Source organism: Pseudomonas sp. SCB32 (assembly GCF_009189165.1).
In the GTDB taxonomy this organism is placed as follows: domain Bacteria; phylum Pseudomonadota; class Gammaproteobacteria; order Pseudomonadales; family Pseudomonadaceae; genus Pseudomonas.
This window is the reverse complement of the sequence record NZ_CP045118.1, coordinates 5,675,705-5,696,414: the sequence shown is the minus strand read 5'-3', so window position 1 is coordinate 5,696,414 and position 20,710 is coordinate 5,675,705. Positions and strand designations below refer to the sequence as shown.

Annotated in this window: 20 protein-coding genes; 12 read left to right on the top strand and 8 right to left on the bottom strand. The window is 66.1% G+C overall.

Going from position 1 to position 20,710, the window contains the following annotated elements; translation table 11 throughout:
- Positions 1 to 122: 122 nt before the first annotated feature.
- Positions 123 to 1,304: an acyl-CoA dehydrogenase gene (locus GA645_RS26015; protein ID WP_152226842.1), complete on the bottom strand. Its 1,182-nt coding sequence runs from the start codon at positions 1,302 to 1,304 to the stop codon at positions 123 to 125.
- A 226-nt stretch (positions 1,305 to 1,530) separates the two neighbouring features.
- On the opposite strand from GA645_RS26015, the gene GA645_RS26010 reads away from it, so the two are divergent.
- The 5 genes from GA645_RS26010 (at position 1,531) to GA645_RS25990 (ending at position 5,782) form a co-directional block, all read left to right on the top strand.
- Complete coding sequence (locus tag GA645_RS26010; RefSeq protein ID WP_152226840.1) at positions 1,531 to 2,439, top strand: LysR family transcriptional regulator; 909 nt, start codon at positions 1,531 to 1,533, stop codon at positions 2,437 to 2,439.
- Positions 2,440 to 2,540: 101 nt separating this feature from the next.
- Positions 2,541 to 2,948: an acyl-CoA thioesterase gene (locus GA645_RS26005; RefSeq protein ID WP_152226839.1), complete on the top strand. Its 408-nt coding sequence runs from the start codon at positions 2,541 to 2,543 to the stop codon at positions 2,946 to 2,948.
- A 176-nt stretch (positions 2,949 to 3,124) separates the two neighbouring features.
- Positions 3,125 to 4,132, top strand: coding sequence for an ABC transporter substrate-binding protein (locus GA645_RS26000; protein WP_152226837.1), 1,008 nt, complete (start codon positions 3,125 to 3,127; stop codon positions 4,130 to 4,132).
- A gap of 67 nt (positions 4,133 to 4,199) precedes the next feature.
- A complete protein-coding gene (locus GA645_RS25995) occupies positions 4,200 to 5,006 on the top strand; it encodes an ABC transporter permease (RefSeq protein WP_152226835.1) in 807 nt (268 codons plus the stop codon).
- Entirely contained in the window at positions 5,006 to 5,782 is a 777-nt protein-coding gene (locus GA645_RS25990; RefSeq protein WP_152226832.1) for an ABC transporter ATP-binding protein, read from the top strand. The genes GA645_RS25995 and GA645_RS25990 overlap by 1 nt, the downstream gene beginning before the upstream one ends.
- A 6-nt stretch (positions 5,783 to 5,788) precedes the next feature.
- On the opposite strand, the gene GA645_RS25985 is transcribed toward GA645_RS25990, so the two are convergent.
- Complete coding sequence (locus GA645_RS25985) at positions 5,789 to 6,781, bottom strand: YgcG family protein (RefSeq protein ID WP_152226830.1); 993 nt, start codon at positions 6,779 to 6,781, stop codon at positions 5,789 to 5,791.
- A complete protein-coding gene (locus tag GA645_RS25980) occupies positions 6,778 to 7,392 on the bottom strand; it encodes a LemA family protein (RefSeq protein ID WP_152226828.1) in 615 nt (204 codons plus the stop codon). The genes GA645_RS25985 and GA645_RS25980 overlap by 4 nt, the downstream gene beginning before the upstream one ends.
- Positions 7,393 to 7,535: 143 nt before the next feature.
- On the opposite strand from GA645_RS25980, the gene GA645_RS25975 reads away from it, so the two are divergent.
- From GA645_RS25975 to GA645_RS25960, 4 genes are all read left to right on the top strand, one after another.
- Positions 7,536 to 8,366: an EamA family transporter gene (locus GA645_RS25975; RefSeq protein ID WP_152226826.1), complete on the top strand. Its 831-nt coding sequence runs from the start codon at positions 7,536 to 7,538 to the stop codon at positions 8,364 to 8,366.
- 69 nt (positions 8,367 to 8,435) lie between these two features.
- Positions 8,436 to 9,389, top strand: coding sequence for an OmpA family protein (locus GA645_RS25970; protein WP_152226824.1), 954 nt, complete (start codon positions 8,436 to 8,438; stop codon positions 9,387 to 9,389).
- A 99-nt stretch (positions 9,390 to 9,488) separates the two neighbouring features.
- The gene (locus tag GA645_RS25965) at positions 9,489 to 9,878 is read left to right on the top strand and encodes an MAPEG family protein (RefSeq protein ID WP_152226822.1); all 390 of its coding nucleotides are present in this window, start codon (positions 9,489 to 9,491) and stop codon (positions 9,876 to 9,878) included.
- A gap of 138 nt (positions 9,879 to 10,016) precedes the next feature.
- Positions 10,017 to 10,484 carry a cytochrome c gene (locus tag GA645_RS25960; protein WP_152226820.1) on the top strand — a complete coding sequence of 156 codons (468 nt, stop codon included), beginning with the start codon at positions 10,017 to 10,019 and terminating at the stop codon, positions 10,482 to 10,484.
- A gap of 231 nt (positions 10,485 to 10,715) precedes the next feature.
- On the opposite strand, the gene GA645_RS25955 is transcribed toward GA645_RS25960, so the two are convergent.
- Positions 10,716 to 11,111 (bottom strand): DUF1090 domain-containing protein, encoded by a 396-nt coding sequence (locus GA645_RS25955; protein ID WP_152226818.1) that lies wholly within the window; start codon positions 11,109 to 11,111, stop codon positions 10,716 to 10,718.
- A 137-nt stretch (positions 11,112 to 11,248) separates the two neighbouring features.
- On the opposite strand from GA645_RS25955, the gene GA645_RS25950 reads away from it, so the two are divergent.
- Complete coding sequence (locus tag GA645_RS25950; RefSeq protein ID WP_152226816.1) at positions 11,249 to 12,217, top strand: PHB depolymerase family esterase; 969 nt, start codon at positions 11,249 to 11,251, stop codon at positions 12,215 to 12,217.
- A gap of 3 nt (positions 12,218 to 12,220) precedes the next feature.
- Here GA645_RS25950 and GA645_RS25945 read toward each other — a convergent pair whose 3' ends face one another.
- Entirely contained in the window at positions 12,221 to 12,964 is a 744-nt protein-coding gene (locus GA645_RS25945; RefSeq protein WP_152226814.1) for a metallophosphoesterase family protein, read from the bottom strand.
- A 174-nt stretch (positions 12,965 to 13,138) separates the two neighbouring features.
- Between GA645_RS25945 and GA645_RS25940 the strand changes: the two genes are divergently transcribed.
- Positions 13,139 to 14,443, top strand: a complete 1,305-nt coding sequence (locus GA645_RS25940) for a ferric reductase-like transmembrane domain-containing protein (protein WP_152226812.1) — start codon at positions 13,139 to 13,141, stop codon at positions 14,441 to 14,443.
- Between the two features lie 5 nt (positions 14,444 to 14,448).
- Here GA645_RS25940 and ligB read toward each other — a convergent pair whose 3' ends face one another.
- From ligB to GA645_RS25925, 3 genes are all read right to left on the bottom strand, one after another.
- The gene (gene ligB / locus GA645_RS25935; RefSeq protein ID WP_152226810.1) at positions 14,449 to 16,116 is read right to left on the bottom strand and encodes an NAD-dependent DNA ligase LigB; all 1,668 of its coding nucleotides are present in this window, start codon (positions 16,114 to 16,116) and stop codon (positions 14,449 to 14,451) included.
- Between the two features lie 147 nt (positions 16,117 to 16,263).
- Positions 16,264 to 17,454, bottom strand: coding sequence for a methionine adenosyltransferase (gene metK, locus GA645_RS25930; RefSeq protein ID WP_152226808.1), 1,191 nt, complete (start codon positions 17,452 to 17,454; stop codon positions 16,264 to 16,266).
- Positions 17,455 to 17,471: 17 nt separating this feature from the next.
- Positions 17,472 to 18,473, bottom strand: a complete 1,002-nt coding sequence (locus GA645_RS25925) for a metalloregulator ArsR/SmtB family transcription factor (RefSeq protein WP_152226806.1) — start codon at positions 18,471 to 18,473, stop codon at positions 17,472 to 17,474.
- A gap of 223 nt (positions 18,474 to 18,696) precedes the next feature.
- Here GA645_RS25925 and tkt point away from each other — a divergent pair, with 223 nt between their 5' ends.
- Complete coding sequence (gene tkt, locus GA645_RS25920) at positions 18,697 to 20,694, top strand: transketolase (RefSeq protein ID WP_152226804.1); 1,998 nt, start codon at positions 18,697 to 18,699, stop codon at positions 20,692 to 20,694.
- The last annotated feature ends 16 nt before the right edge of the window (positions 20,695 to 20,710 follow it).

Genomic DNA, 20,710 nt, shown 5'->3' with positions numbered 1-20,710 from the left:
GAATAGGGGCGGGGAGGGCGCAGTGCGGGGACGCCACGGTCCTCCCCGGGACCTCTCCGGAGAGAGGTAAAACGTGCGCCGATCCGCTTTTGCGAAAAGCTGGGCGGATCGGCGCGAGGCGCTTAGAAGAACGCCTGGATGCCGGTCTGGGCGCGGCCGAGGATCAGCGCGTGGACGTCGTGGGTACCTTCGTAGGTGTTCACCACTTCCAGGTTGACCAGGTGGCGGGCAACGCCGAACTCGTCGGAGATGCCGTTGCCGCCAAGCATGTCGCGGGCCATGCGGGCGATGTCCAGGGCCTTGCCGCAGCTGTTGCGCTTCATGATCGAAGTGATTTCGACGGCGGCGGTGCCTTCGTCCTTCATCCGGCCCAGGCGCAGGCAGCCTTGCAGGGCGAGGGTGATTTCGGTCTGCATGTCGGCCAGCTTCTTCTGGATCAGCTGGTTGGCGGCCAGCGGGCGGCCGAACTGCTTGCGGTCCAGGGTGTACTGGCGAGCGGTGTGCCAGCAGGCTTCGGCGGCACCCAGGGCGCCCCAGGAGATGCCGTAGCGAGCGGAGTTCAGGCAGGTGAACGGACCACGCAGGCCGCGCACTTCCGGGAAGGCGTTTTCTTCGGGAACGAACACGTTGTTCATCACGATCTCGCCGGTGATCGAGGCGCGCAGGCCGACCTTGCCATGGATCGCCGGGGCGGACAGGCCTTCCCAGCCTTTTTCCAGGACGAAGCCGCGAATCTGGCCTTCGTCATCCTTGGCCCAGACCACGAAGACGTCGGCGATCGGGCTGTTGGTGATCCACATCTTGGCGCCGGTCAGGCGGTAGCCGCCGTCGACTTTCTTGGCGCGGGTGATCATCGAGCCCGGGTCGGAGCCGTGGTCCGGCTCGGTCAGGCCGAAGCAGCCGATGTATTCGCCGCTGGCCAGTTTCGGCAGGTATTTCTGCTTGGTGGCTTCGTTGCCGAACTCGTTGATCGGCACCATCACCAGGGAGGACTGCACGCTCATCATCGAGCGGTAGCCGGAGTCGACACGCTCGACTTCACGGGCGATCAGGCCGTAGCACACGTAGTTCAGGCCGCTGCCGCCGTATTGTTCTGGGATGGTCGCGCCGAGCAGGCCGGTTTCGCCCATCTCGCGGAAGATCGCCGGGTCGGTCTGCTCGTGGCGGAAGGCTTCCAGTACGCGCGGGGCCAGCTTGTCCTGGGCGAACTGGTAAGCGCTGTCGCGCACCATGCGCTCTTCTTCGGTGAGTTGCTGATCCAGCAGCAGCGGATCTTCCCAGTTGAAGCTTGCTTTGGTGGCCATGGAGAAACCTCGGAACAGACAGTGAAGGACCCGACAAGTCTAGGCGGGTACGGTGTGGGTCATCCTAGTCAGCCGTCGGGAAGCCCGGCAACTGACTAATTCGCACTCTGTTGTGCTATTTTTTCACTCCGTCATTGCATTGCTGATGCTGGATCCCGCGCTTTCTCCTCTATTAAGGATGTTTCGCGCGCTTCGCCAGTATCACGAGATTCCGAAGAGGCATTCGATGCGACGCAAGATCCCGACCACCGCCGCGCTGGTCGCCTTCGAATCCGCTGCGCGCCACGAGAGCTTCACCAAGGCCGCCGACGAGCTGTCGCTGACCCAGAGCGCCATCTGCCGGCAGATCGCCGCGCTGGAGGAGTTCCTCGGCGTCGAACTGTTCCGCCGTTCGCGGCGCGGGGTGAAGCTGACCGAGGCCGGGCTGAACTACAGCCGGCGTATCGCCGCCAGGCTCGATGCGGTGGAGCGCGACACCCTGGCGGTGATGGGCCAGCAGGGCGGTGGTGCGCTGGAACTGGCGGTGGTGCCGACCTTTGCCACCCAGTGGCTGCTGCCGCGGCTGAAGGACTTCAAGCGCCTGCACCCGGAAGTCACGGTCAACATGACCAACCGCACCCGGCCCTTCCTCTTCGCCGATACCGAGTTCGACGCCGCGCTGTATTTCGGCGATGGCGTCTGGTCCGGTACGGTGGCCAACTTCCTGATGCACGAGAACCCGGTGCCGGTGTGCAGCCCCGAGCTGCTCGGCGGGCGCCGGGAGCTTTCGGCCGCGCAGATCGCCGAGCTGCCGCTGATGCAGCAGACCACCCGGCCCTACGCCTGGCGCCAGTGGTTCGGCTCCCTCGGCATGAGCGTTGCCCACGACATGGGTGGTACGCGCTACGAGCTGTTCTCCATGCTCGCCCAGGCGGCCATGCACGGCATGGGTGTGGCGCTGATCCCGCCGATGCTGATCCAGCACGAGCTGGCCGATGGAAGGCTGATCGTGCCGATGCAGCATGCCTATTTGAGCGAAAATGCCTATTACCTGATGATTCCTGAACGCAAGGTGGAGTCGGCGACCCTGGGCGCGTTCCGCGACTGGCTGGTCGACGAGGCCGCGCGCTACCGCGCCGAAGCCGGTCTTGGCTGAGCCAGGGCAGGGCGGGCGGCGCCGATCCGGGCCAGACTTGCATAGCCGGCGGGGCTTTCCCCGTCATCGCGCTCACGAGGCGCAACCTGTTAGGAGTTCACATGAATTTCCACACCCGCAAATGGGTCAAGCCTGAAGACCTCAACCCGAACGGCACCCTGTTCGGCGGCAGCCTTCTGAAGTGGATCGACGAAGAAGCGGCGATCTACGCCATCATCCAGCTGGGCAACCAGCGCGTGGTGACCAAGTTCATCTCCGAGATCAACTTCGTGAGTTCCGCGCGCCAGGGCGACATCATCGAGCTGGGCATCACCGCCACCGAGTTCGGTCGCACCTCGATCACCCTGACCTGCGAAGTGCGCAACAAGATCACCCGCAAGAGCATCCTCACGGTCGACAAGATGGTCTTCGTCAACATCGGCGCGGACGGTCAGCCGGCGCCCCACGGTCGCACCGAGATCAAGTACATCAAGGACCAGTTCAAGGACGACGCCATCCCGCAGTCCTGACCGGCTGCATCGTTTTTCCCTGCGGGCCCGGAGCGAGGGCGAACCGCGGCGAAAAGCTTTGCATTTGCGTCGATACGATGTGAGCCTGTGCCCGCCTACGGCGGGCATGGGCCGACGCTGCCTCCCCGCCGTTCCTGCGGAACACGATCCAGCAGAACAACGACCAGGGAGAGACCATGCACACCACCTTCGCATCCGCGCTGCGCCAACTGGCCGTGGCCACCTGCGCCAGCCTGTTGCTGGCCGGCGCCGCACACGCCGCATCGATCAAGGCCGACACCAAGCCCGAGGCCGGCACCTTCAAGATGGGCATGCAGCCCTGGCTGGGCTACGGCCAGTGGTACGTCGCCGAACAGGCCGGCGCCTTCAAGGCCAATGGCCTTGCGCAGGTCGAACTGGTCAACTTCACCGAAGACAAGGACATGAACGCCGCCCTGGCCAGCGGCCAGATCGACGGCGGCAACCTCGCCACCCATACCGCCATGGCCATGGTCGCCGCCGGCCTGCCGGTGAAGATCGTCCTGCTGCTGGACCAGAGCACCAGCGCCGACGCGCTGATCGTCGATCCGTCGCTCAAGACCCTGACCGACCTCAAGGGCAAGCAGGTGGCCTACGAAGAGGGCACCACCAGCGACATCCTCCTGCACAGCGCCCTGCGCAAGGCCGGACTGACCATCGCCGATGTGCAGCCGGTGCCGATGCCCGCCGCCAGCGCCGGTAGCGCGCTGATCGCCGGCCAGGTCCCGGCCGCCGTCACCTACGAGCCGTATCTGTCCGCCGCCAAGCAGCAGAACCCCAAGGTCAACCTGCTGTACAAGGGCTCGGATGACCCGGGCATCATCAGCGACGTGTTCGTCGTTCGCGACGAAGTCCTGAAGGAGCGTCCCGGCCAGGTGCTGGCGCTGATCAAGAGCTGGGAAGCCGGCTTGAAGCACTACAACGAGAAGAGCGCCGAAGGCCGCGCCGCCATCGCCAAGGGCGTGGGGGCCGACGAGTCCGAACTGAGCAGTGCCTTCGACGGCGTGCACTTCTACTCGGTGAAGGAGAACCAGGCCGAACTGAAGGGCGCCTTCCAGAAGGGCTCCTTCGAGCATATCCAGAAGGCCGCCAGCGAAGCCGGCATCCTCCAGCAGCCGGTCACCCCGGCGCAGGCCATCGACGCGCGTTTCGTCGAGGCTCTCTGATCTTCTGATGCACCACGCGCGCAGGCCCTGAGCCGGCGCGCGTCTTTCTCCGTTCGACGAGCCCGACATGAAAGCCCGCAAATCCAACCCGCTGTTCACCATCGGCAAGCCGATCGCGCAGCGTCACTTCCTGCTCATCGGCGGCGCCGTGTTCGTCCTGCTGGCGCTGCTCTGGTGGCTGGCCGGTGCCAGCGGTGCGGTGCCGAAGATCTTCCTGCCGACGCCCGGTGACGTCTGGGTGCGCATGCTCAAGCTGGCCGCCGACGGTACCCTGTGGGCGGACCTGAAGGTCAGTGTGTACCGCATCGCCGTGGCCTTCCTGGTGTCCTCGGCGATGTCCATCGTGATCGGCGTGTTCGCCGGCTGCTACGGCTTCTGGAAGGCCGCCACCGAGCCGCTGGTGGACTTCGTGCGCTACATGCCGGTGGTCGCCTTCGTCCCGCTGACCATCCTCTGGGCCGGCACCAGTGACTTCCAGAAATTCCTCATCATCTGGATCGGCACCTTCTTCCAGCAGGTGCTGATGGTGATGGACGCCATCAAGCGCGTGCCGGCGGACTTCGTCGGCCTCGGCCGAACGCTCGGCATGCCGGATCGCCGCATTCTCCTGAAGATCGTCCTGCCCAGTGCGCTGCCGGGTATCTGGGATGCCCTGCGGATCAGCCTCGGCTGGGCCTGGACCTGGCTGGTGCTGGCCGAGCTGGTGGCCGCCACCTCGGGCCTGGGCTACCGCATCACCGTGTCCCAGCGCTTCTTCCAGACCGACACCATCATCGGCTACATCCTGCTGCTCGGCTTCCTCGGCCTGATCACCGACCAGGCCATGCGCGCCGGCGAGAAGGTCCTGTTCCGCTACAACCGGAGGCGCAACTGATGGCGACTTTGGAAATCTCCGGCCTGAACAAGAGTTTCGCGGTCGGCAAGGCGCGCCGCGAGGTGCTGCGCAACATCGACCTGACGCTGGCGGACAACGAGTTCGTTTCCATCGTCGGCACGTCGGGCTGCGGCAAGAGCACATTGCTATCCATCGCCGCCGGCCTGGAGGAATTCGACAGCGGCAGCGTGAAGGTGGATGGCGTGCCGATCACTGGGCCGGGCCTGGACCGTGGCGTGGTGTTCCAGTCCTACACCCTGCTGCCCTGGCTCACCGCGCGGCAGAACGTCGAGTTCGCCCTCAAGGCCGCCGGCCTGTCCCGCGCGCAGTGCCGCGAGATCGCCGACGAGCACCTGGAACTGGTGAAACTGACGAAGTTCGCCGAGGCCTACCCGAACGAGTTGTCCGGCGGTATGAAGCAGCGCGTGGCGATCGCCCGGGCGCTGTCGTACCGGCCGAAGATCCTGCTGATGGACGAGCCCTTCGGCGCGCTGGATGCGATGACCCGCCACCAGATGCAGGAGCTGCTCACGCGCATCTGGGAAACCCACCGGCTGACGGTGATGTTCGTTACCCACGACGTGGAAGAGGCGGTCTACCTGTCCGACCGCATCGTGGTGATGGGCCTGGGGCCGGGGCGGATCAAGACCACCTTCGAAGTGAAGCTCGGTCGCCCGCGCCATGAGGACATGGCCGCCAGTGCCGAGTTCATCGAGCTGCAGCGCCAGGTGCTGCGCTCGATCCGCGAGGAAGAACAGGGCGTCGCCGCACTGTAAGGCCGGTTACCAGCGGCCGGAGGCCCCGCCACCGCCGCTGGAGCCACCGCCGCCACGAAATCCCCCGCCCCCACCGCCCCCACGACCACCACCGCCACGGCCGATCGAGCTGATGATCATCAGCAGCAACTGCAGTACGCCCGAGGTCAGCCACATCGGTGGCAGGAAGAAGATGTAGAGCACCAGCGGGATCGAGATGGCGCCGACCAGTTGATGCTGCAACGCGTCGGGGTTCGCCTCGCTGACCAGCAGCACTGCCGAAGCCGCGCCGCCAACCACCAGGCTGCACAGCAGATAGCGACCCATGCTGCGCTGGCGCATCCACTGCACCGGCAGCAGCAGGCCGAGCAGCGGGACACCAACCAGCAGGCCGAGCATGCCCAGCAGGCGTACGGGCGGGATGACTTCAGGCTCCTGGGCATTGCGAGAGGAGTAAGCGTCGCTGTAGTTCGTCGTCGGAACAGCGGGTTGCGTCAGCTCCGCAGCGTTCTGCGCAGAGCGGGTATCGGCCGTTGCTGCGGGCTCGATCAGTGCGACCAGACTGTCCACGCCGGCCTGGATGCCGCCGGCGAAATCACCGGTCTTGAAGTGCGGGACTATGGCGTCGCGGATGATGCGCCCGGCCTGTACGTCAGTGATGGTGCCTTCCAGCCCGTAGCCGACCTCGATACGCAGCGCGTGGTCATTCTTGGCGACCACCAGCAGCACGCCGTCGTCCACGCCCTTGCGGCCCAGCTTCCACTGCTCGAAGGCGCGTACCGCGTAGTCCTCGATGCTGTCCTCGCCGGTGGTGGGGATCAGCAACACGGCGATTTGTGCGCCCTTGCGCTGTTCAAGGCCGGCGAGCTGGCTTTCCAGCTGTGCGCGCTGGCCCGCGTCGAGGGTCTGGGTGAGGTCGGTGACGCGGGCGCTGAGCGGCGGGATGGCAACCGGCGCCGCCTGCAGCACGGCCGCCCAGCACAGCAGCAGGGCGGCCAGCAGCAAGCGCGGCAGGGTCATTGTGCGGGCTGCGCCGGGGCGTTGCCGAAGTCCACTTTAGGCGCGGTGGAGATGGCGGCTTCGTTCTCCACGCTGAAGTTGGCCTTGGGCTGATAGCCGAGGACTTTTGCGGTGATCACTGCCGGGAACTGGCGGATCAGCACGTTGTACGCCTGCACCGACTTCACGTAGCGGCCACGGGCGACGGTAATGCGGTTCTCGGTGCCTTCGAGCTGGGTCAGCAGGTCCTTGAACAGACCGTCGGCCTTGAGTTGCGGGTAGTTCTCGGTGACCACCAGCAGGCGCGAGAGGGCGGAGCTGAGCTCGCCCTGGGCCTGCTGGAAGCGCTTCACTGCGGCCTCGTCGCCGAGCTGGTCGGCATTGAGCGTGGTGCTGCCGACCTTGGCGCGAGCCTCGGTCACCTGGGTCAGCACGCTGGCTTCATGGGAGGCGTAGCCCTTCACGGTACTGACCAGGTTGGGTACCAGGTCGGCGCGGCGCTGGTACTGGTTGAGGACTTCCGACCAGGCGGCCTTCACCTGTTCGTCGCCGGCCTGCATGGCGTTATAGCCACAGCCGGAGAGCAGGGTGACGAGGATGTAGCAGGTCAGGAACTTGATCAGACGTGGCATGACGGGGCTCGTGCGGGCGGAAATGCCCAGTCTAGGCCAGTTCTCGCCGAGGAAGCAGCGGGAAATGTCCGAAAACGAGGGTGCTTGCCGCCGACAGGGGCGCTCAGGGTAGAATCGGCCTGGTATATACCAGGAGTCTTTCCGTGCTCGCCACTACCCTGGTGCTGCTGGCCGCCCTGCTGCACGCCACCTGGAACACCCTCGTCAAATTCAGCAATGACCGCCTGCTGGTGGTCGCCTGCATGGACATCGTCGGCCTGGGCGCCGCGCTTGCCCTGCTGCCCTGGATCGAAATGCCGCCCGCCGAGGTCTGGCCGTGGCTGCTGGCTGCCGTGTCCTTGCAGCTGGTCTATCGGGTACTGCTGATCCAGGCCTACAAGGTCGGCGACCTGGGCTTGGTCTATCCGCTGATGCGCGGGCTCTCGCCATTGGTGGTGCTGGCGCTGACCCTGTACTTCGGCGGCGAACATCTCACCGTCAAGCAGATCCTCGGCATCCTGCTGATCCCGGTCGGCATGCTGTTCCTGCTCAAGGGCGGCGGCGGTTCGAAGCTGCCGTGGATCGCTTATCCCACCGTGCTGCTGATGGGGCTGTGCATCGGCAGCTACACCTGGACCGACGGCAACGCGCTGAAGCTCTGGCCTCGTCCGCTGGACTACCTCGTCTGGCTCTCGCTGCTCTCCGGCCTGCCATTCCCGCTGGTGGCGGTGGTTGGGCGCACCCGTGCCTTCGCGAAATTCTGGATCAGCGACTGGAAGCTCGGTATCGGCGTCGGGCTTTGTGTGCTGCTCAGCTACGGTCTGGTGCTCTGGGCCATGCAACTGGGCTCCATCGCCGAGGCCGCCGCCCTGCGCGAGACCAGCGTGCTGCTGGTGGTGCTGTTCGGCATGCGCTTCCTCAAGGAGCCGTTCGGCGTGCCGCGACTGGCTGCCTGCAGCCTGGTGCTGGCGGGGATGCTGGTGATGAAGTTGTGACGGACGGACATGCTTCCGTCACCGGGGTGTCTGTAGGATGGCGCCTTCAGATTTCACGGAGGAAGTCCCATGCGCCCACTGCTCACCGCCCTGACCCTTTCCCTGCTCGCTGGCGTCGCCCAGGCCGCAGATGTCGAAGGTTCCGCCGATCATCCACTGATCGGGCGCTTCGGCACCGCAGAGATCAGTCGCTACAAGCAGATCGATTTCGACGAAGCCCTGCTGCCCAAGGCGAAGATCGATGACGAGGGCAAGCTGGACGACAGCAACGTCCTGCGTCTGGAAGGCAGGATCACCTTCATCAACTATCGCGTTCCGGGGCAGAAGAGCCCGCTGGAAGTGATCCGCAACTACGAGAAGTCCATCGGCGCCAAGGGGTTCGAACCCCTGTTCGCCTGCAAGGGCAGCGACGAATGTGGCCGCTCGCTCAACTCGATGGTGTTCAACAGCGGCAAGGTGGTGCCCAATGGCTTCTCCGGCGATGCCTACTTCGGTGAGGACAGCCGTTACCTGTTGGCCAGGCGCAGTGCCCCGGAGGGCGACACCTATGCCTTGCTGCTGGCCATGCCGGTGACCGGCGGCTACACGCCGGTGCTGGTGGAGACTGTCGATATCCAGGCCATGGCCCAGGACCAGGTGCGTGTCGAAGACGCCGCGACCTTGAAGAAAGACCTTGCTGCAACCGGCAAGGTGGCGGTCTACGGTGTGCATTTCGACACCAGCAAGACCGAGATCAAGGCCGAGTCCCATCCCGCCCTGGAGCAGATGGCGCAGTTGCTCAAGGACGACCCGGCGTTGAAGGTCTACATCGTCGGCCACACCGACAACGCCGGTGCGCTGGATGGCAACCTGAACCTCTCCCGGCGTCGTGCCGAGGCGGTGGCCAAGGCCCTGAGCAGTGATTTCGGCATCGCCGCCGAGCGCCTGGGCGCCTATGGCGTGGCGTCGCTGGCGCCGGCCGCGAGCAACGCCGAAGAGGCGGGCCGCTCCCTCAATCGCCGCGTCGAGATCGTCCTGCGCTGAGCCATTGGCCGCGCTGTCGCCGCCGGCGGCCGCGCGGTCAAGGACGTGGACGGTGCACAGCCCCTAAGCTGCGCGCCTCTCCATGACAAGGCTCCCGCCATGCCCATTGCCTTCTGGTGCGTTCTGGTCGCGATCTTCCTGCCCTACCTGGGCACCGGCATCGCCAAGTTCACCGGTTCTGGTTTCGGCCCGCGACAGAACCACGACCCGCGTACCTTCCTGGCCACCCTGGAGGGTTACCGCAAGCGCGCCAATGCCTTTCAGATGAACAGCTTCGAGGTGACGCCAGCCTTCGCCGCGGCGGTGATCATCGCTCAGGTGCTGAACAACGCGGAGCCTGCGACCATCGATCGCCTGGCCATCGCCTGGATCACCAGCCGGCTGCTTTACCTGATCTTCTACCTCGCCGACCTGGCCGCACTGCGTTCGCTGGCGTGGTTCATCGGCATGGGCCTGATCGCCGCGCTGTTCATCTGCTCGGCGGGATGAGCGTCTGAACGCTGGCTGAACGGATTCATTGCACCTGCGGCGGATGGCCGCAGCCGCTTCTGCATGGTCTGGATCATTCGAGGATCGGGGCGGATAATCCGGCGCTTCCGTGTCTAGCCGTCCTACAAGAGTTCCCCCATGAAGCTGAAGACCCTGTTCGTTCTGCTGCTCGCCGGCGCGGCGCTCGCCGGTTGCCATCGCCTGGACCCCAACTCGCCGGAGGCCAAGCGCCAGGTGGTGTTCAAGGAGCTGCTCAAGACCAGCGAAGACATGGGTGGCATGTTGCGTGGACGCATCCCGTTCGACGCGGACAAGTTCCGCGCCGGCTCGGCCAAGCTGGGCGAACTGGCGGACAAGCCCTGGCAGTACTTCCCCAGCACCCAGCCGCCAGCTGATCAGGTAGAGAACAAGGACACCCGCGCCAAGGCGGAAATCTGGCAGCGCCAGCTGGAGTTCCAGGCCGACGCCAAGACCTTCCAGCAGACCGTCCGCGCGCTGGGCGAGAACACCCGCAACGCCGCGCCGACGCCTGAGGGTGTGCGCAAGGACTTCGCCGCGGTGGAAGACGCCTGCGAGGCCTGCCACAAGAAATTCCGCGCGCTCTGACGCAGCATTTCCTGCAGGAAATATTGTCTTCTAGGCTCCCGCGTTCGAGGGAGTGACGGTGTAGTGCGTCGCCTTCCCGCACACGTCATCCCCGCGAACGCGGGGGTCCAGAAACGATGTTGGAGCGGACTTCGTCAGCGATTCGCGGGCATGGCCCGCTCCTACGGAATTCACTCGCTCCCGTAGGAGCTGCTCTTATCCGCGAACCGGCCGCCAGGCCGGTCCCCGGGCTTACTCTTCGAGTTCGCGCTTGGCCTGCTCCAGCTCGGCGCGGGCTGCGGCCAGCTTGTCCTTGCGCTTCTCGACCTTCTGCGCGTCGCCCTTGTCCATCGCCTTGCGCAGGTCCTTTTCACGCCGGCTGACGTCCTGCTCGGCGTCCAGCACCCGCTGCTTGCGCTCCTGCGCAAGGCCGGCGTCGGTGCAGTAGGTCTTCACCTTCTCCAGCGCCGTTTGCAGGCCGGCGATCTGATTGCTGTTGCCATGGACCCTGGCTTCTTCGAGCTGGCGTTCGATCGCGGCCCGTTTGGCCGCGCAGCCGGTCAGCGGCTCGGCGGCAATCAGCGGTTTGGTGCAGCCGAGGGCGAGGAGGGCGAGGAGGGCGACGGCCAGGGCAGAGCTGCGGAACATTTTCGGATTCCCGGGTTACCAAAGACTAAGACGTTCGAGTGTGACGGCTAGAGTTTGTCATGGAGTGCCGCTGCGCGTGATGTCCTGGAACAAGGCCGAGGTTCACCAGGCTCGCGATGCGGGCGAGGAGAAGCGCTATGCGTATGACGATTCGCGTCGTGCAGGGGCTCATCGCGTTGCTCGTACTGCTACTGCTGGCTGGCGCCTGGTGGTACCTGCCGGGGGAGCTGAGACACCTTCCGACGCTGAGCGGGACCAGCGAGGACTCCTCTATCCGCCTGGGCGAACGGCGGCGCAGCTACGTGCTTTACACGCCCCGCCATCTGGCCGAGCGGCCAGCCTTGCTGGTGGTGCTGCACGGCTCCATGGGCAATGGTGAGCGGATGCGCCGCGACAGCGGCTATCGCTTCGATACACTGGCCGACCGCGACGGCTTCCTGGTGCTCTACCCCGATGGCGTCGAGGGGCACTGGAACGATTGCCGCAAGGCCGCGACCTACAGCGCGCGGCGCCTGGACATCGATGATGTCGGTTTCCTCTCGGCGATGATCGAGCGTCTGCAGCGCGAGCGCGGGGTCGATCCTGCAAGGGTCTTTGTCGTCGGCTATTCCAATGGCGGGCAGATGGCGCTGCGCATGGCGGTCGATGCTGCCGACAAGGTCGACGGTGTGGCCGCGATTGCCGCCAGCCTGCCAAGCGCGGAGAACGACGCCTGCCAGCCCACGCAGCAACCCAAGGCTGCGCTGCTGATGAATGGAACGCGCGACCCGATCAACCCCTACAGGGGCGGCGTGGTGACCCTGTTCGGCTTCGGCAATCGAGGCACTGTGCTGTCAGCGGAGGATTCCGCCCTGGCGCTGGCGCGCCGCAATGGTCAGAGCGGCCAGCCACGCCAGGACCGGTTGACCTCGGTCGGGCCGGTCTGGACCGAGCGGCAGCGCTGGAGCACGGCCGGCGCGGCGCCCGTGGAACTGGTCACGGTGCACGGCGGCGGGCACCTGCTGCCGCAACCGCTGTACCGCGCGCCGCGCCTGCTGGGGCTGGCTGATCCGCAGCTGGATGGCCCGGCGGAGATCTGGCGGTTCTTCAGCGAACTGCCGCACTGAGGGTCAGAGGTCGATCACCCAGCAGGGATCGAAGCCACTGTCCTCGCCCGGATAGGCGCCGGGATTGGCCACCACCCGAGCATGGCCGATGCGGTAGTCCATACGCTCGTGGACATGGCCGTGCACCCACAGGTCGCAGCGTTCCACCAGGGACTCGAGGTTGGAGGCGAAGGCCGGCGACAGGCTGTCGCCGACGTACGGCTCGGGAATCGAACGGCCGCAGGGGGCGTGATGGGTGACCACCACGGTACGCCCGGCGAAGGGCTGAGCCAGCTCAGTCGCCAGCCATTCGCAGGAAGCCTCGCAGAGATCGCGGCTCATTTCCGGGGTGAAGGGCTGGGTGAAGTAATCCACGCAACGGAAGTCCGGCATCAGGTGCAGTGCCTGCTCGACGGCGAGTTCTGCGCCGTGTTCGCCGTAGAGCTGGAAGTCGGTCCACAGGGTCGCACCGAGCACGCGCACGTCGCCCAGCACCACGGCGTCGTTCTCCAGGAAATGAATATCCAGTGCGCGGGCCAGATTGCGCATGGCCTGGGTCAGCTCCGGCAGGTCGGAGTGGTAGAACTCGTGGTTGCCGGCGACATAGACGATCTCCGTGTCGGGAAACGCCTCGCGGGCCCAATGCAGCCCCTGCAGGTGCTCGTGGATATCGCCGGCAAGGATCACCAAGTCGGCCTCGGCCTCGGGCAGCTCGCGGCCACCGGGGAAGTGTTCGTGGTGCAGGTCGGAAAGGATTCGCAGGCGCATGGTCGGTCACTGGGCATCGGTGGGCGTTCATTCTGCGCGCGGCGCGCCGGGATTGCCCAGCCCTTGACCTGTGTCATGGCATGGTCGGTCAGGCAGTAATTGCCGTACGAAATTAAGGGATGATTCAGAGGAATCCTTCAGTTTTCGCTTGGAAAAGTAGTCTGGGAGGACCCCATGAAACTCATCTGGATCATCCTGGCCGCCGTCGCGGCGGTTTTTGGTCTGGCCCTGTTCCTCGACCCGCCGGCCACCCTGGACATCTGGGTCATCCGCAAGCAGGCCATTCTCTTCACCGGCGTCGCGGCCTTCGCCCTGATGTCGCTGATCATGCTCCTGGCGGTGCGCCCGGCATGGTTGGAGCGGCCGCTGGACGGACTGGACCGCATGTACCAGGCGCACAAGTGGGCGGGCATCCTCGCCATCGTGCTGGCGCTGCTGCACTACCTGATGGAACTGGGCGGGCCGCTGCTGGCCGAGTTCATCGCCAAGCCGGCCAAGGGGCCACGGGCAGAGACCTTCCTCGACGTGTTCCGTGGCTCGGCCAAGGACCTGGGCGAATGGTCCGCCTGGCTGCTGGCGGGGATGCTGGTGATCACGCTCTGGCAGCGCTTCCCCTACCACCTGTGGCGCTACGTGCACAAAACCCTGGCGGTGGTCTATCTGCTGCTGGCCTTCCACGGCGTCGTGCTGGCGCCGGCGGGCTACTGGGCGCAGCCGATCGGCTGGCTGGTGGCGCTCTGCGCGGCTGTGGGCAGCCTGTGCGCACTCTGGTCGCTGGGTGGGCGGATCGGCCGCAAGCGCACCCACGAGGGCGTCGTGGTGGCGGTGGAGCGCCCCGGCGAACGCATGCTCGAGGTGACCTGCCAGCTGCAGGGGCGCTGGCAGCATCGCGCCGGGCAGTTTGCTTTCCTGACCTGTGATCGCCTGGAAGGGCAGCATCCCTTCACCCTCTCCAGCGGTGACCGTGGCAACGGCGAGGTGCGCTTCAGCATCAAGGCGCTGGGGGACTACACACAACGCCTGCAGGATGGCTTGAAGGTCGGTGATCCGGTGAAGGTGGAAGGGCCCTACGGCCGCTTCGATTTTCGCCGCGACAAGAGTGGGCGACAGGTGTGGATTGCTGGCGGGATCGGCGTCACGCCCTTCCTCGCCTGGCTGGAGTCCCTGCAGGGCAAGCCCGAGGACTGCCCGGAAGTGACCCTGCTGTATTGCGTGCGCGCACCCTCGGATGCGATCTATGCGGGTCGTCTGCGCGAGCTGTGCCGGACGTTGCCGCGCATCGACCTGCGCATCCACTACAGCGAGAGCGAAGGCCGTCTGCAGGCGAGCGATCTCGAACTGCAACCCGGCCCGCAAGGGCGCTGGCCGAGCGTCTGGTTCTGCGGCCCGCAGGGGCTGGCCGAGCTGTTGCGGCGCGACCTGTACCGGCAGGGCATGCCGCGCCGGCGTTTCCACCAAGAGGCGTTCCGGATGCGCTGAAGGCTTCAGAAACCTGCGACGCCGAAGTCATGCAGTTGCTGCCGCAGTTGCATGACCTCCGGGGCGCTGAAGAAGTCTTCCAGCTGAGCGGCGCGCACCTTGCCGATGCCCGGTTGCGTCTGCCACTGCTCCGCGCTGCGGGCGGCCAGGCGGGGCCAGTCTTCACCGGGCGGCAAGGCATCGGCGGAGGGCGTGCCGAGCGCACGTAGCCAGTTCGTGAAGGAGCGCTGGCGGGCCAGCTGGAACTGCTGATGCAGGTTCGCCGCACTGCGTTCGCCGAGGCCGGGCACTTGCGCCAGTTGATCGGGCGTCAGCCTTAGCCAGTCGAGCAAGCCCGGCAGCAGGCCGGCTTCGTGCAGACGCCGCCAGGTGCCCGGCCCGACGCCGGAAAGGGCAAGTCCCTGCTTGCTGCTGAGCCATTCCAGTCGAGCCAGAAACTGGTCATCGCAGCCTGCCGTCGGCTGCCAGCAGGTCAGGGTGCCATATTGTCCGTCCTCTGGCGCTGCGATGTCGGGGCGGGCCGGCGAGCGCCAGACCACACCGTCCAGGCGCGGGATGGTCAGGCCGGCGAGGGCGATGGCGACTTGGTCGCCGGGGCGGATGTCGAGGCTGCGCCAGCGCTTCAGGGAGCCCGCGCTGACGCGCTGGATGCTGCGCCCGTCCAGTTCGACTGGCGCCAGATGCAGCACGGGCGTGACTCGGCCGCTGCGCCCGATCTTGAACTCCACTCGGCGGACCTCGGCCAGCGCCTGTTGATGCGGATATTTCCACGCGACCGCCCAGCTCGGTGCCTGCGCGCTCCAGCTCCTGCCCGGCGGGCGACGACCCTGGCGGATGACGATGCCGTCGCTGGCGAAGGGCAGCGGCTGCCGGTACCAGCGCTCGCGCCAGGCTTCGATCTCGGTGAACCCAGCGACTGACTCCGTCAGTCCGGCGCTGTCTGCAAAGCCAAGCTGCCGTAGGCGCTGCAGGCGCTCCGGCATGCCCTGCGGACCCTCTGGCAGCTCCCAGATGAACAGGCTGATCCGCTCGCCCTCGCTGCCGAGCGACTTGCGCGCCATCAGCCCGGCGACCTTGCCGCGCGCGCCCAATCCACCCTGGCGGGCCTGTACGTGTCCCGGCAGACGCCAGTAGAGCTCGCCTTGCAGCACCAGCCGGCCGCGCTCGCCGGGCAGTTGCTGGGGGATTGCGGGTACCTGTCGCGCATTGGCCGTCCAGTCCTGTCCGGAGGTGCCGTCTCCGCGGCTGATCGCCTGGCGCAGTTGTCCGTCCTGATAGATCAGGGTGACCGCAACGCCATCGACCTTGGGCTGCACCCACAGGTCGCTGCGGTTCGCCAGCCACGCGCGCACGGCGGTGGCATCCGGGAGCTTGTCGAGGCCGGTGTGGGCGACAGGGTGGCGAGTCTCGCCGGCGCTGCTGGCCAGAGGCGTATCGGCGGGCGTCGCGATCTGCGGATAGCAGGACTGCCATTGCCGCAATCGTTCACGTGCCTGGTCATAAAGTTCGTCGGCGACGGGGGAGGTTCCCTGCCGGTGGTAGGCGTCGTCCCACTGCGCGAGTTGGTCCTGCAAGGCGCGTATCTCATGGCCTGCCTGTTCGGGCGCCGATTGCGGACAGGCGAGTGTGGCAAGCGGCAGGCAGAGCAGTAGGGCGAGGATCAGGCGTGGCATGGCGCGCGTCCGTGCTGCGGGGAGTCGTCAGCCTAGAAGCAGCCCAGGCCGGACGAGGCCGAGGAGCGCGCGGATCATTCAGCGTGGAATGTCGGACGCCGGAAACGAAAAAGCCCCGCCGGGGCGGGGCTTTTCCGAGGACGGACCTTACAGGCCGGCAGCGTCACGCAGGGCGGCGGCCTTGTCGGTGCGCTCCCAGGTGAAGGCGGTGAAGGTGTCGTCGCCGTAGGTCATTTCGAACGGGTTGCGACCGAAGTGGCCGTAGGCCGCGGTCGGCTGGTACATCGGGTGCAGCAGGTCGAGCATCTTGGTGATCGCGTACGGGCGCAGGTCGAAGTGCTCGCGGACCAGTTGGATGATCTTGTCGTCGCCGATCTTGCCGGTGCCGAAGGTGTTGATCGAGATGGAGGTCGGCTGGGCCACGCCGATGGCGTAGGACACCTGGATCTCGCAACGCTCGGCAAGGCCGGCGGCGACGATGTTCTTGGCCACGTAGCGGCCGGCATAGGCCGCGGAACGGTCGACCTTGGACGGGTCCTTGCCGGAGAAGGCGCCGCCGCCGTGACGGGCCATGCCGCCGTAGGAGTCGACGATGATCTTGCGGCCGGTCAGGCCGCAGTCGCCCACCGGGCCGCCGATCACGAAGTTGCCGGTCGGGTTGATGTGGAACTGGGTGTCCTTGTGCAGCAGCTCGGCCGGCAGCACGTGCTTGATGATCAGCTCCATCACGCCTTCGCGCAGGTCCTTGTAGCTGACCTCAGGGTTGTGCTGGGTGGACAGCACGATGGCGTCGATGCCGACGACTTTGCCACCTTCGTAGCGGCAGGTGACCTGGGACTTGGCGTCCGGGCGCAGCCACGGCAGCAGGCCGGACTTGCGGGCCTCGGCCTGGCGCTCCACCAGACGGTGGGAGAAGCAGATCGGCGCGGGCATCAGCACGTCGGTTTCGTTGCTGGCGTAGCCGAACATCAGGCCCTGGTCGCCAGCGCCCTGGTCTTCCGGCTTGGCGCGGTCGACACCCTGGTTGATGTCCACCGACTGCTTGCCGATGATGTTCAGCACGCCGCAGGTGGCGCCGTCGAAGCCGACGTCGGAGCTGTTGTAGCCGATGTCGATGATGACCTTGCGCACCAGCTCTTCCAGGTCGACCCAGGCGGAGGTGGTGACTTCACCGGCGATGATGGCCACACCGGTCTTCACCAGGGTTTCGCAGGCCACGCGGGCGTACTTGTCCTTGGCGATGATGGCGTCGAGCACCGCATCGGAAATCTGGTCCGCGATCTTGTCCGGATGGCCTTCGGAGACGGATTCGGAGGTGAAAACAGAGTATTCGCTCATCTAACGGTTCCTATCATTTACCGGTGGGTGAGGACGCTTCGCGAATCCGGCTTGGCGAAGTGCCGCACCTGGATCTGAAAGCCATTACGTAAACCGATGTACACACTTTCGCCGGACGCGAGTCCGGCGGCGTCGGCCCAACGGGCCAGGTCTTCCTGTTCGAACCCCAGCCAGAGATCACCACAGGCCTCGCGGGCCCAGCTCTGGTCATGGCTGCAGAGTTCGGTCACCAGCAGGCTGCCACCGGGTTTGACCAGGTGGGCCAGCTGTTTCACGGCCTCGGCCGGTGCGGCGAAGTGATGCAGCACCATGTTCAGCACCACGCAGTCTGCCGCGTCGTCGACATCCTGCAGGGCGTCGCCCAGCCGCAGCCGGACATTGTTCAAGCCTTCGCTGGCGCAGCGTTGCCGCGCCATCTCGAGCATAGTCTCGCTGTTGTCCAGCGCCGTGACCTGATCGAAACGCCGGGCCAGTTCGGGGAGGAATCCGCCGTCGCCGGGACCGACTTCCAGCGCCGTGGCGCCAGGGGTGAAGCTCAGGGCATCGAGCAGCGCCAGCACGCTTTCGCGGTATTGCGGCAGTCCTGCGATCAGGTCCTGGGTCGCCTGGAACTTCTCCGCGCTGCGGGCGAAGTAGTCACGGCTGACAGTGGCACGCTGAGCGTGCACGCCATCGATACGGGCGCTGACGTCGTCCGGCAGTGGCAGTTCGTCCACTTCTTCGAGCAGTGCACCGTGCAGCGTTCCCCCCAGGCTTTCGCCCTGGGGCAGGGCGCGGCGATAGAAGATCGCATTGCCTTCGCGGCGGGTGGCTACCAGGCCGGCCTGGGCCAGCACCTTAAGATGGTGGCTCATGCCTGATTGGCGAACGCCGAAGATATGCGCCAGTTCCAGCACGCCGAACGAATCGTTGGCCAGCACCCGAAGGACGTTCAGCCGCAGCGGATCGCCGCCGGCCTTGCACAGGGCAGCCAGCTGGTCGCAGTCGTCGTGGCGGATTTCGGGCAGGCGCAGGCTCATGGGTTGCGAAGTCTAGTCGTGGGTCAAAGTGTGGGCAATAGCTGTATCAAAAAGTTTTGATATTGCCGGATGGACGGTTTTTGATCAGTTGGGCGACCCGGCCGGGTGCCCTGCATCAGGCTTCTGCCGATCTGTCATTGCCCCGCGGGGCCTGGCTGGGCGAAAATGCTGGCCTTTTTCATCCCTTCGATCTTTCGAAGCAGCCCCCGCAGGAGATTCAGCGATGCCCAGCCGTCGTGAGCGAGCCAATGCCATCCGCGCACTGAGCATGGACGCCGTCCAGAAAGCCAACAGCGGCCACCCCGGTGCCCCCATGGGTATGGCGGATATCGCCGAAGTCCTCTGGCGCGACTACCTCAAGCACAACCCGAGCAACCCGCAGTGGGCCGACCGCGACCGCTTCGTGCTGTCCAACGGCCACGGCTCGATGCTGATCTACTCGCTGCTGCACCTGACCGGCTACGACGTCACCGTCGATGACTTGAAGAGCTTCCGCCAGATGGGCTCGCGCACCCCGGGCCACCCGGAGTACGGCTACACCGCCGGCATCGAGACCACCACCGGCCCGCTGGGCCAGGGCATCGCCAATGCCGTGGGCATGGCGCTGGCCGAGAAGGTGCTGGGCGCGCAGTTCAACCGCGACGGCCACGCCATCGTCGACCACTTCACCTACGCCTTCCTGGGCGACGGCTGCATGATGGAAGGCATCTCCCACGAGGTGGCTTCGCTGGCCGGTACCCTGCGCCTGAACAAGCTGATCGCCTTCTACGACGACAACGGCATCTCCATCGACGGCGAAGTCGAGGGCTGGTTCACCGACGACACCCCGAAGCGCTTCGAAGCCTACGGCTGGCAGGTGATCCGCAACGTCGACGGCCATGACGCCGACGAGATCAAGACCGCCATCGACACCGCCCGCAAGAGCGATGTGCCGACCCTGATCTGCTGCAAGACCGTGATCGGTTTCGGCTCGCCGAACAAGCAGGGCAAGGAAGAGTGCCACGGCGCTCCGCTGGGCAACGACGAAATCGCCGCCACCCGCGCCGCGCTGGGCTGGAACCACGGCCCGTTCGAAGTCCCGGCCGAAATCTACGCCGAGTGGAGCGCCAAGGAAGCCGGCGCCAGCCACGAGAACGAGTGGAACCAGCGCTTCGCCGCCTACCAGGCCGCGCACCCGGAACTGGCTGCGGAATTCCTGCGTCGCGTTGCCGGTGAGCTGCCGGCCGACTTCGCCGAGAAGGCCGCCGCCTATGTCGCCGAAGTCGCTGGCAAGGGCGAAACCATCGCCAGCCGCAAGGCCAGCCAGAACGCGCTGAATGCCTTCGGCCCGCTGCTGCCGGAATTCCTCGGCGGCTCGGCTGACCTGGCCGGCTCCAACCTGACCCTGTGGAAGGGCTGCAAGGGCGTGAGCGCCGAAGATGCCGGCGGCAACTACATGTTCTATGGCGTGCGCGAGTTCGGCATGAGCGCCATCATGAACGGCGTGGCCCTGCATGGCGGCTTCATCCCCTACGGCGCGACCTTCCTGATCTTCATGGAATACGCCCGCAACGCGGTACGCATGTCCGCCCTGATGAAGCAACGCGTGCTGTACGTGTTCACCCACGACTCCATCGGTCTGGGCGAAGACGGCCCGACCCACCAGCCGATCGAGCAGCTGGCCAGCCTGCGCATGACCCCGAACCTGGACACCTGGCGCCCGGCCGATGCCGTGGAATCCGCGGTGGCCTGGAAGCACTCCATCGAACGCGCCGACGGCCCGTCCGCGCTGGTGTTCTCCCGCCAGAACCTGCCGCACCAGGCCCGTGACGCCGCCCAGCTGGCCGACGTGGCTCGCGGTGGCTACGTGCTCAAGGACTGCGACGGCGAGCCGGAACTGATCCTCATCGCCACCGGCTCCGAAGTCGGCCTGGCCGTGCAAGCGTTCGACAAGCTCAGCGCCGAAGGCCGCAAGGTGCGCGTGGTTTCCATGCCATCCACCAGCGTGTTCGACCAGCAGGACGCCGGCTACAAGCAGGCCGTGCTACCGGTGCAGGTCGGAGCGCGCATCGCCATCGAAGCTGCCCATGCCGACTATTGGTACAAGTACGTGGGCCTGGAAGGCCGCGTGATCGGCATGACCACCTTCGGCGAATCGGCACCGGCCGCCGCCCTCTTCGAGCATTTCGGCTTCACCGTCGAGAACCTGCTGGAAGTGGCCGCCGAGCTGCTCGACGCCTGATCCGGCTCTCGTAGGA

Excerpts from the sequence above, each read along its gene's own strand:
- GA645_RS25980 (WP_152226828.1), bottom strand. The coding sequence starts at position 7,392 with ATGCCACGTCTGATCAAGTTCCTGACCTGCTACATCCTCGTCACCCTG.
- GA645_RS25970 (WP_152226824.1), top strand. The coding sequence starts at position 8,436 with ATGCGCCCACTGCTCACCGCCCTGACCCTTTCCCTGCTCGCTGGCGTC.
- metK (WP_152226808.1), bottom strand. The coding sequence starts at position 17,454 with ATGAGCGAATACTCTGTTTTCACCTCCGAATCCGTCTCCGAAGGCCAT.
- GA645_RS26000 (WP_152226837.1), top strand. The coding sequence starts at position 3,125 with ATGCACACCACCTTCGCATCCGCGCTGCGCCAACTGGCCGTGGCCACC.
- GA645_RS25945 (WP_152226814.1), bottom strand. The coding sequence starts at position 12,964 with ATGCGCCTGCGAATCCTTTCCGACCTGCACCACGAACACTTCCCCGGT.
- GA645_RS25955 (WP_152226818.1), bottom strand. The coding sequence starts at position 11,111 with ATGTTCCGCAGCTCTGCCCTGGCCGTCGCCCTCCTCGCCCTCCTCGCC.
- tkt (WP_152226804.1), top strand. The coding sequence starts at position 18,697 with ATGCCCAGCCGTCGTGAGCGAGCCAATGCCATCCGCGCACTGAGCATG.
- GA645_RS25940 (WP_152226812.1), top strand. The coding sequence starts at position 13,139 with ATGAAACTCATCTGGATCATCCTGGCCGCCGTCGCGGCGGTTTTTGGT.
- GA645_RS25960 (WP_152226820.1), top strand. The coding sequence starts at position 10,017 with ATGAAGCTGAAGACCCTGTTCGTTCTGCTGCTCGCCGGCGCGGCGCTC.
- GA645_RS25965 (WP_152226822.1), top strand. The coding sequence starts at position 9,489 with ATGCCCATTGCCTTCTGGTGCGTTCTGGTCGCGATCTTCCTGCCCTAC.
- GA645_RS25985 (WP_152226830.1), bottom strand. The coding sequence starts at position 6,781 with ATGACCCTGCCGCGCTTGCTGCTGGCCGCCCTGCTGCTGTGCTGGGCG.
- GA645_RS26005 (WP_152226839.1), top strand. The coding sequence starts at position 2,541 with ATGAATTTCCACACCCGCAAATGGGTCAAGCCTGAAGACCTCAACCCG.
- GA645_RS25995 (WP_152226835.1), top strand. The coding sequence starts at position 4,200 with ATGAAAGCCCGCAAATCCAACCCGCTGTTCACCATCGGCAAGCCGATC.
- GA645_RS26015 (WP_152226842.1), bottom strand. The coding sequence starts at position 1,304 with ATGGCCACCAAAGCAAGCTTCAACTGGGAAGATCCGCTGCTGCTGGAT.
- GA645_RS25925 (WP_152226806.1), bottom strand. The coding sequence starts at position 18,473 with ATGAGCCTGCGCCTGCCCGAAATCCGCCACGACGACTGCGACCAGCTG.
- GA645_RS26010 (WP_152226840.1), top strand. The coding sequence starts at position 1,531 with ATGCGACGCAAGATCCCGACCACCGCCGCGCTGGTCGCCTTCGAATCC.
- GA645_RS25990 (WP_152226832.1), top strand. The coding sequence starts at position 5,006 with ATGGCGACTTTGGAAATCTCCGGCCTGAACAAGAGTTTCGCGGTCGGC.
- ligB (WP_152226810.1), bottom strand. The coding sequence starts at position 16,116 with ATGCCACGCCTGATCCTCGCCCTACTGCTCTGCCTGCCGCTTGCCACA.
- GA645_RS25950 (WP_152226816.1), top strand. The coding sequence starts at position 11,249 with ATGCGTATGACGATTCGCGTCGTGCAGGGGCTCATCGCGTTGCTCGTA.